Raw genomic sequence first — 14,199 nt, 5'->3', positions numbered from 1 at the left:
GCGGAGTGGTGCGGACCGCAGGGACGGTTGGCGCGACGTCAGCCTTGCCCGTGGCGGCCCGCCTCTCTACCGTCCGTTCAAACAGTCGTTGGGAGAACGGAATGACGATCGGCATCGTGGCCACCATGAAGATCCAGGAAGGCAAGAACGCGGAGTTCGAGGCCTTCTTCACCGAGCTCGCCAAGCAGGTTCGCGCCAACGAGCCGGGCAACATCGCCTACCAGCTCACCAAGAGCCGCAAGGACCCGCAGGAATACAAGGTCCTGGAGCTCTACAAGGACCAGGAGGCCGTGACCGTCCACGGCCAGACCGAATACTTCAAGGCCGCCGGGCCGAAGTTCGCCGGCGTGCTGGCCGGGCGGCCGGACGTCGAGCTGCTGGACGGCGTGGGCTGACGGCGTAGACAGACTGGGAGACGACCCGATGGACTTGGATTTCGCCCCTGAGGACCTCGCGTTCCGCGACGAGGTCCGGGCCTTCATCGCCGAAGCCTTCGACGACGACATGCGGGCCAAGCTCGCCCAGTCCAAGAACAACCACCTCGACAAGGAAGCCCAGGTCCGCTGGCTGAAGCGCCTGGGCGACAAGGGCTGGATCGCGCCCGACTGGCCCGAGGAATACGGCGGCACGGGCTGGGGCCTGGGCAAGAAGTACGTCTTCGACATGGAGATGGCGCTGGCCGGCGCGCCCTCGACGTCGAACATGGGCCTGAAGATGTGCGCGCCCGTCGTGATGGCCTTCGGCACCGACGAGCAGAAGGCGCAGCACCTGCCGAAGATCCTCTCCACCGACGTCTGGTGGTGCCAGGGCTATTCCGAGCCGGGAAGCGGCTCCGACCTCGCCTCGCTGGCGCTGAAGGCCGAGCGCGACGGCGACCACTACGTGCTGAATGGCTCGAAGACGTGGACGACGCTGGCCCAGTGGGCCGACTGGATGTTCTGCCTGGTGCGCACCTCGAACGAGGACATCCGGCAGAAGGGCATCTCGTTCCTGCTGATCGATATGCGCACGCCCGGCATCACCATCCGGCCGATCCCGACGCTCGACGGCCCGGCCGAGGGCGAGCAGGAGATCAACGAGACCTTCTTCGACAACGTCCGCGTGCCGGTCTCCAACCGCATCGGCAAGGAAGGCGAGGGCTGGACCTACGCCAAGTACCTGCTGCAGTTCGAGCGCGGCAACGCCTACGCGCCGGGCCTCTCGGCCCAGATGAAGAAGGTGCGCACGATCGCCAACCTGGAGCGCGCCGACGGCGGCGGCTCGATGATGAGCGACCCCGACTTCCGCAAGAAGCTCGCGCAAGTCGAGATCAAGGTCGAGGCGCTGAACGCCACCGAGCTGCGCATCTTCGCCGGCCGCGCCAACGGCGACGCCATGGGCGCCGTCTCCTCCATGCTGAAGCTGGAGGGCAGCCAGATGCAGCAGGCGATCACCGAGCTCGCCCTCGAGGCCGCCGGCGTCTACGCTCAGCCCTTCGTGCAGGACACCTGGGAGATGCTCCGTCCCGGCGGCAACACCTTCCGCGCCGGCCCCGACTACGCCGCCACCGTCGCCCCGCACTACTTCAACTACCGCAAGACCTCGATCTACGCCGGCTCCAACGAGATCCAGCACAACATCATGGCGAAGATGGTGCTGGGCCTCTAGCCGGGCGTTTCACCGGGCTTCGGTCTGTTTCAAGGTCTTGCAACGCCGGCCCTGGCCGCGCGCCGGAGATCGCCGAGGCCAGGGCCAGGTCTATTCATCGCTTCGACGTCCCTGACGGGCGCGAGCGCTGGAGCGTCGGGTCGGGGCTGACGCGGACCAGCATCTTGCCGAAGTTGCCGCCCTTCAGCATCTCGGCGAAGGCGGCGGGGATGGCGCCCAGGCCTTCGCGGATGTCCTCAAGGTACTTCACCTTCCCCTCGGCGACCCAGGGGACCATGTCGGCCAGGAAGGCGTCGTGGTGGCCCTCGACGTAGTCGCCGACGAAGAGGTTCGTGACGGTCGCGCCGCGGGCTTCGGCGGCCGCACGCTCGGCGGCGCCCGCATCGCCGGCGGTGTCGCCATAGTGGGCGATGAGGCCGCAGATGGTCATGCGCGAGCCGGGGTTGAAGAGCGGCAGGACGGCCTCGAACACCGGGCCGCCGACGTTCTCGAAGTAGACGTCGACGCCGGCCGGGCAGGCGGCCGCAAGGTCCCCGGCGAAGGTGGGCGACAGGTGGCTGACGCAGGCGTCGAAGCCCAGCGTCCCGGTGACGAACCGGCACTTCTCCTCGCGCCCGGCGATGCCGACGACGCGGGCGCCCTTCAGCTTGGCGAGCTGGCCGGCGATCTGGCCCACCCCGCCCGAGGCCGCGGAGACGACGACGGTCTCGCCGGCCTTCGGGTCGCCCTGCAGGATCATGCCGGCGTAGGCGGTGAGGCCCAGCATGCCCAGCACGCCGACGGCCTGGGAAAGGCGGCCCTGCGCGGGGTCGAGCTTGCGCGGGACCATGTAGCCGGGGCGCGCCACGCCCTCGCCCATCAGCCCGTACTCGGACCAGCCGTTGGTGCAGAAGACGAAGTCGCCGGGGGCGAGGCCGTCGATGTTGCTTTCGACCACCTGGGCGACGGTGCGGGCGTGGCAGGGCGCGCCTTCGGGTTCGACGCCGCGGCGCTTGTAGCCCCACTGGTAGGGGTCGAGGGAGACGTAGATCGTCCGCGTCAGCGCCTGGCCGGGGCCGGGCTGCGGCATCGGCGCCTCGACGAGCGCGAACGTGTCCGCGTCGGGCCACGGCGGCGGCGGGCGCCTGGCCAGCGTCCAGTAGCGGTTCATGGCGTGTCTCCCGTTTGCGCGCACCTTAGCGCCCGACGGCGCGCGCGGAGCCCTGAAAATCGCGCGGGATTCCCCTGTCGCGGGAAGACACCCCTCGTTTTCGAGAGCTGCCGCCCGGGCGCGGGGCGCCGGATAGTGCCGATCTCACACAGGGGTTCGTGCGATGATCGTGACGCGTCTGACAGCAGCTTCCGTGGCGGCGTTCGCCGTCTGCGCCGCGTGGGGCGGTCTCGCCCAGGCGGCCACCTACGGCATCAGTCTCGACGGTGTCGTGGCCGGCGGTTCCTATTCCAGCCAGGACATCGGCGCCAACCACTACGACCAGTGGGTGCTGGAGCTCGACGGCGTGAGCGACGACAGCCCGCTGACGCTGGCGCAGGGCGACACGGTCAACGCGACCGTCACCCTGGACGAGCTGTTCACGATCCCCGCGTCGGCGGACCTGACCACGTTCCTGCTCTATTTCGGCAATTTCGACGGCTTTCCGGCCGGCGATGTGACGACCTCCGGGACCTTCGTCTTCTACAACGGCGCCGACGTGGTCGTCTCGGGCAGCGGCAGCTCGGGCACCGCGGGCCAGATCGCCCACTCGATCGCGTTCTTCCCGCCCGGCAACGGGTCGATCACCTTCGACTCGTTCTACGCCAGCTTCACGATCGACCAACTGCCGGAAGACGTGACCCTGAACTACGCCGGCATCTCGTACACGCTGTTCGACCTCGGCGCGAACGCGGGCGTTCCCGAGCCGGGGACCTGGGCGCTGATGATCCTGGGCTTCGGCGCGGCGGGCGCGATCCTGCGGCGCCGGCGGACGGTGGCGGCGTAGAGGCGTCCGCACCGCCTCCAGCGCGGCGGTGAGACGCGGGCGGTTCCGCTAGGCTTCCACGCGCTGGACAGGCGGCAGCAGGTAGCCGCCGTGCAGCAGTTCGGGCTTGGGCAGGTAGGCGCGCAGGAACAGCGCGAACGGCTTGTCCGGGGCCGGCAGCCAGTTGCCGAGGCGGTCGTCGCCGGGGTTTTGGCGGCCGATCCAGATGTCGAGCGAGCCGTCGGGATTGTAGGCGAGGCCCGGCGTGCGGTCGCCGATGGCGTAGCGGTTCAGCGGGTTGTCGGCGAAGAAGAACTGCCCGTCGTCGGTGGCCTCGTAGAGCGTCAGCGACCAGAACGAGTTGACCGGCAGCAGGCGCTCGGCCGGGAAGTGCAGCCGCCACTGCGCGGCAGGGTCGAACAGCGCGCGGGGCAGGTCGCCCTTGGCGCGCATGTACATCGCCTCTTCGGGCGGCAGGGCGGCCAGGCCACCGATCGCGACCGAGGCGCGATAGTCGTACTCCTGCCCGAAGTCGCCGAGGCGGGCGTAGGGATAGGTCCAGCCCTCGATGAAGCTGCCGCGGCGCAGGCCGCTGCGCAGGCTCAGGGCCTGGGCGCGGACGACGCCGCGGGCGATGGCGTCGCGCTCCTCGGGCGAGAAGCGGGCGGGGTCGAAATCGGCGAGGCCCAGCGGGGCCATCCTGCCCAGGATCACGCCGTCGGTGCGCGGCGGCGGATTGGCGGCCATCAGGCCGGCCGCGGCGGCGAAGTATTCCGGCCAGGGCGCGTCGCGGCCGACCCACGGCGGCGGGTCGCCGACGGCGGGACCCTGCATGGCGAGGCCGTCCTGCACGGCGCGGGCGCCCGGCAGATCGTGTTCGCCGTCGACCAGGATGCGGGCCAGCGCCCAGACGCGGTCGGTGGGCGCGCGGATGACCTCGGGCCCGACCCGCGCCTCCCCAGGGCCGACGAGGACATAGCGGCCGCCGTCGCCGCCGGTGGTGCGCGTGCCCAGGATCAGGAAGTTGTTGGTGTAGGCGTCCATCAGGGCCAGCGAGAAGTAGCGTTCGCCGGTGGGCGGGATGGTGAGGGTGACCGGGCCCTGCGACAGGTCGACGTGGGCCGAGGAGTAGAGGGTGTCGTTGTTCGGCGTGGTGATCTCGCGCGCCGTGTGGTCGACCAGGTCGCGGCCGTGGGCGAAGGCGTTCATCGGCCCGCCGCCGGCGAAGGCGGCGGTGCGCGGCGACGCCACCTCGACGAGGGGCAGGGTGAAGGTCCAGGCGAGCTGGGCGGCCTGTTCGAGATCTGCGAGCGATGACATGGTCTGCGTCTCAGCGCGTCGGACGCCCCGCGTCAATGCGCGCTCTTGGGTTCGGGGGCGGGTTTCGCCTGCTCGGCGATGGCGGTCTCGATGTCGGCCTGGAACTTCGCGAGCTGGCCGGCGCGCCAGCAGCCGCCGCAATCCTGGACCTTGGCGGCGACCCAGGCGAGCTGTGTCGCGGCCTTGGGATCGTTGGTGCGGGCGTAGGCGACGCCCAGCCCGGCCCGGGCCTCGGGGTTGTCGCGGGCGAGGCGGACGGCGGTGGTGTAGGTCTTCCGCGCGCCGGACCAGTCCTTCAGGCCCTGCTGAGCGGCGCCGAGCAGCAGCCACGACTCGACGCGTTTGGGATCGGCGCGGGTGACCGGCTGGGCGTACCTGCGGGCCTTGGCGTAGTCCTGCTCGCGCAGCGCCCTGGTCGCCACGTCGATGTTGCGCTGGGTGACCTCCCGCTGCGCGCCGGCCATGGCGTTGGCGCCGGCCTCGAACATCTCGGTTTCCGAGTTCTGCGCGACGGCGGGCGCGGCCGCGCCGATGACGGCCGCCGCCAGGACCGCAAGACCGATACGCCGCATGGAGCTCCCCCGAGTGCGTTCGGCGCGATGATAGCCGCGCTTGCGGAGGTTGGAAGCCTACCGTCCCCCCATGATCGTCATGGCCCGGCTCGTCCGGGCCACCCATTGGGCTGTGAGGTGAAGGAGCGCGCGGCGGCGACCGTGAGGCTCCCCTTCGAGCTCACAGCCCAATGGGTCCCCCGGACAAGCCGGGGGATGACGAGCTTGGATGAGTCAGAGACGGGCCTGCACGCGGTGGAGGCGGGCGTAGGCGCCGCCGGCGGCGATGAGCCGGTCGTGGGTCCCTTCCTCGACGATGCCGCCGTCGCCCAGCACCAGGATGCGGTCGGCGTGGCGCACGGTGGAGAGGCGGTGGGCGATGACGAGCGTGGTGCGGCCGCCGGCGAGGCGGAGCAGGGCCTGCTGCACCGCCCGCTCGCTCTCGTTGTCCAGCGCGCTGGTGGCCTCGTCGAAGATCAGGATCGGCGGGTCCTTCAGGAAGGCGCGGGCGATGGTGAGGCGCTGCTTCTGGCCGCCGGAGAGCGTCACGCCGCGCGGGCCGACGTCGGTGTCGTAGCCAGCCGGCAGGGCCGTGATGAAGTCGTGGGCATTGGCGGCGCGGGCGGCCTCCACCACCTCGGCGTCGGCGGCGCCGGGGCGGCCGTAGCGCAGGTTCTCGGCCACCGTGCCGGCGAAGAGGTAGACGTCCTGCTGCACCACGCCGACGTTCTTGCGCAGGCTGGCCAGGGTGGCGTCGCGCACGTCGACGCCGTCGATGCGCACCGCGCCCTCGGCAACGTCGTAGAAGCGCGGGACGAGGGCGCACAGCGTGCTCTTGCCCACGCCCGAGGCGCCGACCAGGGCCACGAACTCGCCGGGGCGGATGTCGAGGCTGAGGTCGCGGAGCACGGGCGGGCCGGCCTTGTCGTAGCGGAAGCCGACGCGGTCGAAGGCGATGGCGCCGGCCGCGCGGGGGAGCGCGCGGGCGCCCGGACGGTCGGCGATGTCGGGCTCGGTCTCCAGCACCTCCATCATCCGCTCGAAGCCGGTCCAGCCGAGCTGCCAGAGGCGGGCGAAGTTGGCGAGGCGCTGGACCGGGTCGACCAGCACCGCCACGCAGAGCAGGAAGGTGATCAGGTCGCCGACCGAGAGGCCGCCCTGCAGCACGCGCACGGCGCCGGCCACGATGACGCCGCCGGTCAGGAGCTGGCCGAAGGCGACGGTCCCGACCGAGAACCAGGCCTCGCTGCGGTAGCCCTCGCGGCGGCTCTCCAGGAAGGCGTCGTTGGCGGCGGCGAAGCGGCGGGCCTCGAGGTCCTCGTTCACGAACGCCTTCACGACGCGGATGCCGGCGAGCGAATCCTCCACCCGCTCGTTAATCTCGGCGATGCGGGCGCGGGAGCGCTTCAGCGCCGCGCCCATGCGGTGGTTGAAGTGCAGCGCGTAGAGGATCGCGAGCGGGGTGACGGCCAGGATCAGCAGCGTGAGCGGAACGTCGACGTAGAGGAGGATGGCGATGGCGCCGGCGAACTTCAGGGCGGCGATGGCGAGGTCCTCGGGGCCGTGGTGGTAGAGCTCGCCCAGCATGTAGAGGTCGTTGGTGATGCGGCTCATGAGCTGGCCGACGCGCTCGCGGTCGTAGAAGCGGAAGCCGAGCGTCTGGCAGTGCGCGAAGAGGCCGCGCCGCAGCGCCCCCTCCATCTTCGCGCCCATCATGTGGCCCTGGTAGTCCACGAACAGCGTCGACAGCACCTGGGCGGCGAGGAGGGCCAGCATGACGCCGCCGACGGCCCAGAGGTCGGCGGGCGCGAGGCCCTGGGGCGAGCCGAGGCGGCCGGTGACCCAGCGCGCGCAGAGCGGCACGGCGAGCGCGGAGCTCGCGACGGTCAGCGCGCAGGCGACGTCGGCCGCGAGCAGCGGCAGGTGGGGCTTGTAGGCAGCGAGGAAGGCGCGGAAACGCCCCCGTGCGGCGCGCGCTGTGGTTTGAGAGGCGCTAGGTGCGGGCCTCCCGGATCGGGCAAGCATGCGATGTCATGTCCTGAATGTGGATGGGGTCTCCTTTCGTTTCGGACATGGACGATTGCATCTGGGCCTCCCGGGGACCGGTTGAAGCGCGGACTATGCCGACGAAGCGCCGCGTTGGCTACTGCGACGCGCCGCGGGCGTCGACGCGGACGATGTCGACGAGGACGTCGCCCTGGACCAGGTGGAAGACGTCGTAGCGGTCGAGGGTGGGGTCGATGTGGCCGGGGGCGAAGGCCACGCGCTCGCCGCGGGCGACGGGGGCGTCGGGGCGCATGAGCAGGCCCTGTTCGTCGCCGAAGAAGCGGTAGGCGCAACGGGCGAACTTCGGGGTGAGCGGCGCGGGCATCGGGCCTTCGGTCGAGAAGGCCTTGAGGCCCGCGTCCAGGGTCACCCACCTGGGGTGGTTGGCCGTGATGACGGTGGAGACGATGGCCGCCGCCTGCTCGTAGGCGCCGTCGGGGTCGGCCTTCAGGGCGTCGCGGTACTCCCTGTCCATGAAGGCGTAGGAGCCGGGCTGGATCTCGTTGAGCACGCCCTGGGCCGCGTCGGCGGTGAAGGTGCCGGTGCCGCCGCCGGTGACGACGTCGACCTCGCCGCCGGCCTCGCGCACGGCGGCGATGGCGGCGTCGAGCCTGGCCATCCCTTGCGCGACCGCCTCGGCGCGGGCGTTCGCGCCCTCCATGTGCTGCCAGGCGCCGCCGTAGCCCTGGACGCCGAGCAGGCGCAGGTTCGGCCGGGCGAGGACGGCGCGGGCGACCTCGGCGGCCTGGGCGGCGTCGTGGACGCCGGTGCGGCCCATGCCGACGTCGACGTCGATCAGGACCTGGACCGGCGTGGCGGCGGCCGCGGCGAGCTCGGCGGCGCCGTCGGGATGGTCGACGACGATGCGGAAGTCCGGAAGGTCGGCGGCCAGGCGCGCGGCGCGGGCGGCGCTGGCGGCGCCGGCGATGGGCGAGGTGACCAGGATCGCGCCGATCCCCTGGGCGGCCAGGGCCTCGGCCTCGGCCAGCTTGGCGCAGCAGACGCCCACCGCGCCGGCGTCGAGCTGGCGGCGGACGAGGGCGGCGCACTTGTGCGACTTGGCGTGCGGGCGGAGCGCGAGGCCGGCCTGGGCGGCGCGGCCGGCCATTCGGGCGACGTTGCGGTCGAACGCGTCGAGGTCGATCACGGCGGCGGGCGTCGGGATCGTGAGGGCCGACCCCGGCCGGCCCAGCGCTGCGAGGGCCGCGGCGATGTGCGGACGCGCTGCGAGGGGCCCGAGGCGCTCTGCGACGGCCTCGGCCGTCACGCGGCGGCCGGATGGCGCGACATGTCTCCGCGGCCCGCGAGGATGCCCTCGACGGAGATGTCTTCGTCGAGCGCCTCCCAGTGCAGGCCCTTGCCGGTTGCGCTGAGCCGGCCGGCGCTACGCTGCTCGGGGGTGGCGTTCAGCAGACGCGGGAACCAAGCGAGCGGAACACCCACGGTGCGACCGTCCTGTAGATCGACCCACAGGGTGTTGTCATCGAAATGGAAGGCCTTAGCCGAAGTACTCATGCCAACGTCTCTCGATCAGGTCCCGGTTCTGCAGGACGACGCCGATAAGCTCTCCCAGGGTGCGCCGATCGAATCCATAGCTGTCGGCCACCGTCACGTCCGGGCGAAGCCAGAACTTGGCTTCGGCGTCGCCGAGTTGCGCGTGAATATGAACCGGTTCCCGCGGGTTCCCTTCGTTCGAATAGAAGAAGTAGCGAACCCCATTGTAGCGGAAAACAACGGGCATCGCGCCTAGTCCCCCATGAACGCCGGCATCCAGCCTTCGTGGGCGGTGCGGAGGTCGGCGAGGGGCAGGTCGAGGGCGCCGTCGACGCGGATGGCGTCGCCGCCGGCCTGGCCGAGGATCGCGACGGGGATGTCGGCGGCGCGGGCGGCCTGGATCACGGGGGTCGGGTCCTTGAGCGCCACGAGGTAGCGGGCCTGGTCCTCGGCGAAGAGGGCGACCCAGGCCACGCTCGCCAGGCGGATGTCGCAGCCGACGCCGGAGGCGAGGCACATCTCGGCGAGCGCCGCGATCAGGCCGCCGTCGGAGAGGTCGTGGACGGTCTTCAGCGTGCCGGCTTCGATCAGGCCGCGGACGAGGTCGCCGGCCTTCCTTTCCAGCGCCAGGTCGACGGGCGGCGGGGCGCCGTCTTCGCGGCCGGCGATCTCGCGCAGGTACATCGAGGCGCCGAGTTCGCCCCGGGTCTCGCCGACCAGGACGAGGGTGTCGCCGGCCCGGAGGTTGGAGAAGTCGGCGCGCTTCGTGGAGTCGGCCAGCAGGCCCACGCCGCCCACGGCCGGGGTCGGCGGGATGGCGGCGCCGTTGGTCTCGTTGTAGAGGCTGACGTTGCCGCTCACGACCGGGAAGTCGAGCGCGCGGCAGGCCTCGGCCATGCCGTCGATGGCGCGCACGATCTGGCCCATGATCTCGGGCCGCTCGGGATTGCCGAAGTTGAGGTTGTCGGTGATGGCGACGGGCGTGGCGCCCACGGCGGTCAGGTTGCGCCAGGCCTCGGCGACGGCCTGCTTGCCGCCCTCGAACGGATCGGCCTGGACGTAGCGCGGCGTGACGTCGGAGGTGACGGCCAGCGCCTTTTTCGTGCCGTGGACGCGGACCACGCCGGCGTCGGCGCCGGTCGCGCTGTCCTCCAGGGTGTCGGCCATGACGTGGCGGTCGTACTGCTCCCAGAGCCAGCGCTTGGAGGCCATGTCGGGGGCGCTCATCAGCTTCAGGACGGCGGCCTTCAGGTCGCCGGGCTCATTGACGTCGGCGATCGTCAGGCGGGCCTGCGGCGTGGGCTCCGTCCAGGGCCGGTCGTAGAGCGGGGCGTCGTCGAAGAGCGGGGCCAGCGGCACGTCGCAGACCACCTCGCCCTTGTGTTTCAGGACCAGGTGGCCGGTGTCGGTGGTCGTGCCGATGACGGCGGCGTCCAGGCCCCACTTCTCGAAGATGGCGTGGCCATCCCTTTCACGCCCCGGCTTCAGGACCGCCAGCATGCGCTCCTGGCTTTCGCTCAGCATCATCTCGTAGGCGGTCATGCCCTCTTCGCGCTGGGGCACGTCGTCGAGGACGAGCTCGATGCCGACGCCGCCCTTGCCGGCCATCTCGACCGACGAGGAGGTGAGGCCGGCGGCGCCCATGTCCTGGATGGCGGCGACGGCGCCCGAGGCCATCAGCTCCAGGGTCGCCTCGATCAGCAGCTTCTCGGCGAAGGGGTCGCCGACCTGCACGGTCGGGCGCTTCTCCTCGGCGTCCTCGCTGAATTCGGCCGAGGCCATGGTGGCGCCGTGGATGCCGTCGCGGCCGGTCTTGGAGCCGAAGTAGACGACGCTGAAGCCGGCGGCCGGGGCGGCCGAGTAGAAGATCTTGTCCGCGTCGGCCAGGCCCACGCACATGGCGTTGACCAGGATGTTGCCGTCGTAGCCGCGGTGGAAGTTGGTCTCGCCGGCCACGGTGGGCACGCCCACGCAGTTGCCGTAGCCGCCGATGCCGGCGACGACGCCGGAGACGAGGCGCCGGGTCTTCGGGTGCGAGGGATCGCCGAAACGGAGCGCGTTCAGCAGCGCGACCGGCCGCGCGCCCATCGTGAAGACGTCGCGCATGATGCCGCCGACGCCGGTGGCCGCGCCCTGGTAGGGCTCGATGTAGGAGGGGTGGTTGTGGCTCTCCATCTTGAAGATGCAGGCCTGCCCGTCCCCGATGTCGATGACGCCCGCGTTCTCGCCGGGGCCGCAGATCACCTTGGGGCCCGAGGTCGGGAACTTCACCAGGTGCTTCTTCGACGACTTGTACGAGCAGTGCTCGGACCACATCACCGAGAAGACGCCCAGTTCGACGTCGTTCGGCTCGCGGTTCAGGCGGCGCACGATGAGGTCGTATTCGTCCGGCTTCAGGCCGTATTCGGCGGCCTTCTCGGCCATGGTCTTCGAGGGCTGGGCGCTCATGCGCGCGGGCTATAGCGGGACTCTCCCAGGCGCGATAGGCGGCGCGGAGGAAGTTGGGCGCGCCCGGGATTTTCGGCTATCCCGGACCGCGGACGGCTCAGGAGGCAGGTATGCGGATTCGGTTGGCGGCAGGTGTGGCGGTCGTGGCGGCGTCGATGGCGTTGGCGTCGACGGCGCAGCAACAACAGCCCGCGCCCGCGCCGGCGCCCGCCACGGCGCTCCCGCCTGGCGGATACCTGCCCAGGGGCGCGGCGCCGAACAGCCTGGCGATGATTCCGCCGCCGCCCGCGCCGGACTCGGCGGCGCAGGCCAGGGACGATGCGGCGGCCAGGGCGGCGCAGGCGCAGCAGAGCGGGCCGCGCTGGGACGTCGCCACGCTGGACGCGGACCTGGTGACGCCCGAGTCGGTGCGGGCGTTCTCGTGCGCCGCCGACGTGGACATCAGCCCCGCCACGACGCCGAAGCTCTACGCGATGATGCGCAAGACCCTGATCGACGTGGGGCTCTCGCCCTATCCGACCAAGACGAAGTACCAGCGGCAGCGGCCGTTCATGACGACATCGGTGACGACCATCTGTTCGCCGGCCTACGAGGCGCTGCTGAGGAAGGACGGCTCGTACCCGTCGGGCCACAGCGCGATCGGCTGGGGCTGGGCCCTGATCCTGGCCGAGGCCGTGCCCGACCGGATCGACCCCATCCTGGCGCGCGGGCGGGCCTTCGGGCAGAGCCGCGTGGTCTGCAACGTCCACTGGCTGAGCGACACCGAGGAGGGACGGGTGATCGCTGCGGCGACGGTGGCGAAGCTGCACACCGTGCCCGAGTTCGAGTCCGACCTGGCGGCCGTGCGCACGGAGATCGCCGCGGCCCGGGCGGAGGGCAAGCGGCCGACGCGCGACTGCGCCGCCGAGGCCGGGGCGCTGGCGGACGGCTAGGGGCAGCCCCAGACCTCCGCTCATCCCGGCATTCGCCGGGATGAGCGGAGTTGATTTCGGGCCGCGTCCATGGCCGGTTGACGCCTTCCAGAGGTGGGGAGGCGTGATGCTCAGGACGATTCTGGCGACGGCGGCGGCGGTCTCGATCATGGCGGCGGCGCCGGCCACGGCCGCGCCTTCCGCGGCGAAGCTGAAGGCCGAGGCGGCGGCCAAGGTCGAGGCGAACGCCAAGCTGGGGCAGGTGATCGTCGACACGGTCTTCAGCTTCGGCGAGCTGGCCTACCAGGAGGTCGAGACCTCCCGCTACCTGAGCGACCTGCTGGAGAAGAACGGCTTCAAGGTCGAGCGCGGCGTCTCGGGCATGCCGACGGCGTGGACGGTGACGTGGACGCAAGGAAGCGGCGGGCCGGTGATCGCCTTCGGCAGCGACATCGACGGCATCCCCAAGGCCAGCCAGACGCCGGGCGTCGGCTACCGCAAGCCGATGATCGAGGGCGCGCCGGGGCACGGCGAGGGCCACAACTCGGGCCAGGCGGTGAACATCCTGGCGGCGCTGGCGCTGAAGGACATCATGGCGCGGGACAAGATCCCGGGCACCCTGATGCTGTGGCCGGGCGTGGCCGAGGAGCTGGTGGGCGCCAAGGCCTGGTTCGTCCGCGACGGCATGTTCAGGGGCGTGGACGCGGCGATCTTCACCCACGTGGGCGACAATCTTCAAACGGGTTGGGGGCGGCCCCTCGGCACGGGCCTGGTGTCGGTGGAGTACACCTTCACCGGCGAGTCCGCGCACTCGGCCATGGCGCCGTGGCGCGGGCGCAGCGCGCTGGACGCGGTCGAGCTGATGAACATGGGCTGGAACATGCGCCGCGAGCACCTGCGGCCGCTGCAGCGCTCGCACTACGTGATCTCGGACGGCGGCGACCAGCCCAACGTGGTGCCGTCGAAGGCCAGCGTCTGGTACTTCTTCCGCGAGATCGACTTCGACAACATCGCCAGGAACTTCGCCACCGGGAACCGGATCGCCGACGCGGCGGCGCAGATGACCGACACGACCGTGACGCGCCGGATCGTGGGGACCGCGGCGCCGCGCCACTTCAACAGGCCGATGGCGGAGGCGATGAAGGCCAACATCGACAAGGTGGGCCTCCCGGCCTGGTCGCCCGACGAGCAGGCGTTCGCCAAGACGGTGCAGAAGCTGGTGGGCGGCGACCAGGACGGGCTGGCGATGAAGCTGAAGCCGCTGGGCGCGCCCACCGACCCGCCGGTCAGCGGCGGCTCGGACGACATCGGCGACATCTCCTGGACCGTGCCGACGGTGGTGCTGAACTATCCGTCGAACATCCCGAACCTGCCGGGCCACAACTGGGCGAACGCCATGTCGATGGCGACGCCGATCGCGCACAAGGGCGTGGTGGCCGGCGGCAAGGTGGTGGCGATGACGGCGCTGGACCTGTTGCTCGACCCGAAGCTGCTGCCGGCGGCGAAGGGCTACTTCACGACCGAGCAGCCGAAGGAGGGCAAATACGAGCCGGTGATCGGGCCGAACGACCAGCCGGTCATCGAGCGCAACGCCGACATCATGGCGCAGTTCCGGCCGCAGATGCGGGCGCTGTACTACGACGCGTCGAAGTACCCGACGTACCTGGACCAGCTCGGCGTCAAGTTCCCGGAATTGGCGCCGAAGTAGCCCGCGCTCCCTCAACCCTCGTCATCCCGTGGACAAGCCGTGGGATGACGATCGAAGGGTGAGGCGGAAAGTTACCGCGTCTGGCCGCCATCCACCGGGACCACGGCGCCCGTGACGAA

Annotated in this window: 13 protein-coding genes; 5 read left to right on the top strand and 8 right to left on the bottom strand. The window is 71.1% G+C overall.

What is annotated here, in order from left to right:
- Nucleotides 1-101: 101 nt before the first annotated feature.
- Nucleotides 102-395 (top strand): putative quinol monooxygenase, encoded by a 294-nt coding sequence (locus KF737_RS11800; protein WP_296454664.1) that lies wholly within the window; start codon nucleotides 102-104, stop codon nucleotides 393-395.
- A 28-nt stretch (nucleotides 396-423) separates the two neighbouring features.
- Complete coding sequence (locus tag KF737_RS11795) at nucleotides 424-1,647, top strand: acyl-CoA dehydrogenase family protein (RefSeq protein ID WP_296454663.1); 1,224 nt, start codon at nucleotides 424-426, stop codon at nucleotides 1,645-1,647.
- 94 nt (nucleotides 1,648-1,741) lie between these two features.
- On the opposite strand, the gene KF737_RS11790 is transcribed toward KF737_RS11795, so the two are convergent.
- Nucleotides 1,742-2,797: an NADP-dependent oxidoreductase gene (locus tag KF737_RS11790; protein ID WP_296454660.1), complete on the bottom strand. Its 1,056-nt coding sequence runs from the start codon at nucleotides 2,795-2,797 to the stop codon at nucleotides 1,742-1,744.
- A 163-nt stretch (nucleotides 2,798-2,960) separates the two neighbouring features.
- Here KF737_RS11790 and KF737_RS11785 point away from each other — a divergent pair, with 163 nt between their 5' ends.
- The gene (locus KF737_RS11785; protein WP_296454657.1) at nucleotides 2,961-3,623 is read left to right on the top strand and encodes a PEPxxWA-CTERM sorting domain-containing protein; all 663 of its coding nucleotides are present in this window, start codon (nucleotides 2,961-2,963) and stop codon (nucleotides 3,621-3,623) included.
- 48 nt (nucleotides 3,624-3,671) lie between these two features.
- Here the strand turns inward: KF737_RS11785 and KF737_RS11780 are convergent, their stop codons facing one another.
- From KF737_RS11780 to purL, 7 genes are all read right to left on the bottom strand, one after another.
- Entirely contained in the window at nucleotides 3,672-4,922 is a 1,251-nt protein-coding gene (locus tag KF737_RS11780; protein WP_296454656.1) for a DUF1254 domain-containing protein, read from the bottom strand.
- A gap of 32 nt (nucleotides 4,923-4,954) precedes the next feature.
- Nucleotides 4,955-5,494: a tetratricopeptide repeat protein gene (locus tag KF737_RS11775; RefSeq protein WP_296454653.1), complete on the bottom strand. Its 540-nt coding sequence runs from the start codon at nucleotides 5,492-5,494 to the stop codon at nucleotides 4,955-4,957.
- A 213-nt stretch (nucleotides 5,495-5,707) separates the two neighbouring features.
- Complete coding sequence (locus KF737_RS11770) at nucleotides 5,708-7,336, bottom strand: ABC transporter ATP-binding protein (RefSeq protein WP_296454650.1); 1,629 nt, start codon at nucleotides 7,334-7,336, stop codon at nucleotides 5,708-5,710.
- Nucleotides 7,337-7,616: 280 nt separating this feature from the next.
- The gene (locus tag KF737_RS11765) at nucleotides 7,617-8,786 is read right to left on the bottom strand and encodes an alanine racemase (RefSeq protein ID WP_296454648.1); all 1,170 of its coding nucleotides are present in this window, start codon (nucleotides 8,784-8,786) and stop codon (nucleotides 7,617-7,619) included.
- The gene (locus KF737_RS11760; protein ID WP_296454647.1) at nucleotides 8,783-9,034 is read right to left on the bottom strand and encodes a DUF2442 domain-containing protein; all 252 of its coding nucleotides are present in this window, start codon (nucleotides 9,032-9,034) and stop codon (nucleotides 8,783-8,785) included. The genes KF737_RS11765 and KF737_RS11760 overlap by 4 nt, the downstream gene beginning before the upstream one ends.
- Nucleotides 9,018-9,260, bottom strand: a complete 243-nt coding sequence (locus KF737_RS11755) for a DUF4160 domain-containing protein (protein ID WP_296454645.1) — start codon at nucleotides 9,258-9,260, stop codon at nucleotides 9,018-9,020. The genes KF737_RS11760 and KF737_RS11755 overlap by 17 nt, the downstream gene beginning before the upstream one ends.
- Before the next feature lie 5 nt (nucleotides 9,261-9,265).
- Nucleotides 9,266-11,461 carry a phosphoribosylformylglycinamidine synthase subunit PurL gene (purL, locus tag KF737_RS11750; protein ID WP_296454643.1) on the bottom strand — a complete coding sequence of 732 codons (2,196 nt, stop codon included), beginning with the start codon at nucleotides 11,459-11,461 and terminating at the stop codon, nucleotides 9,266-9,268.
- A 110-nt stretch (nucleotides 11,462-11,571) separates the two neighbouring features.
- Between purL and KF737_RS11745 the strand changes: the two genes are divergently transcribed.
- The gene (locus KF737_RS11745) at nucleotides 11,572-12,393 is read left to right on the top strand and encodes a phosphatase PAP2 family protein (RefSeq protein ID WP_296454641.1); all 822 of its coding nucleotides are present in this window, start codon (nucleotides 11,572-11,574) and stop codon (nucleotides 12,391-12,393) included.
- A gap of 106 nt (nucleotides 12,394-12,499) precedes the next feature.
- Nucleotides 12,500-14,080: an amidohydrolase gene (locus tag KF737_RS11740; RefSeq protein ID WP_296454639.1), complete on the top strand. Its 1,581-nt coding sequence runs from the start codon at nucleotides 12,500-12,502 to the stop codon at nucleotides 14,078-14,080.
- Nucleotides 14,081-14,199 lie beyond the last annotated feature (119 nt).

Source organism: Phenylobacterium sp. (assembly GCF_019636135.1).
Lineage (GTDB): Bacteria > Pseudomonadota > Alphaproteobacteria > Caulobacterales > Caulobacteraceae > Phenylobacterium.
Note: the sequence above shows the minus strand (reverse complement) of the source record. Positions and strands in the feature narration are given on the sequence as shown.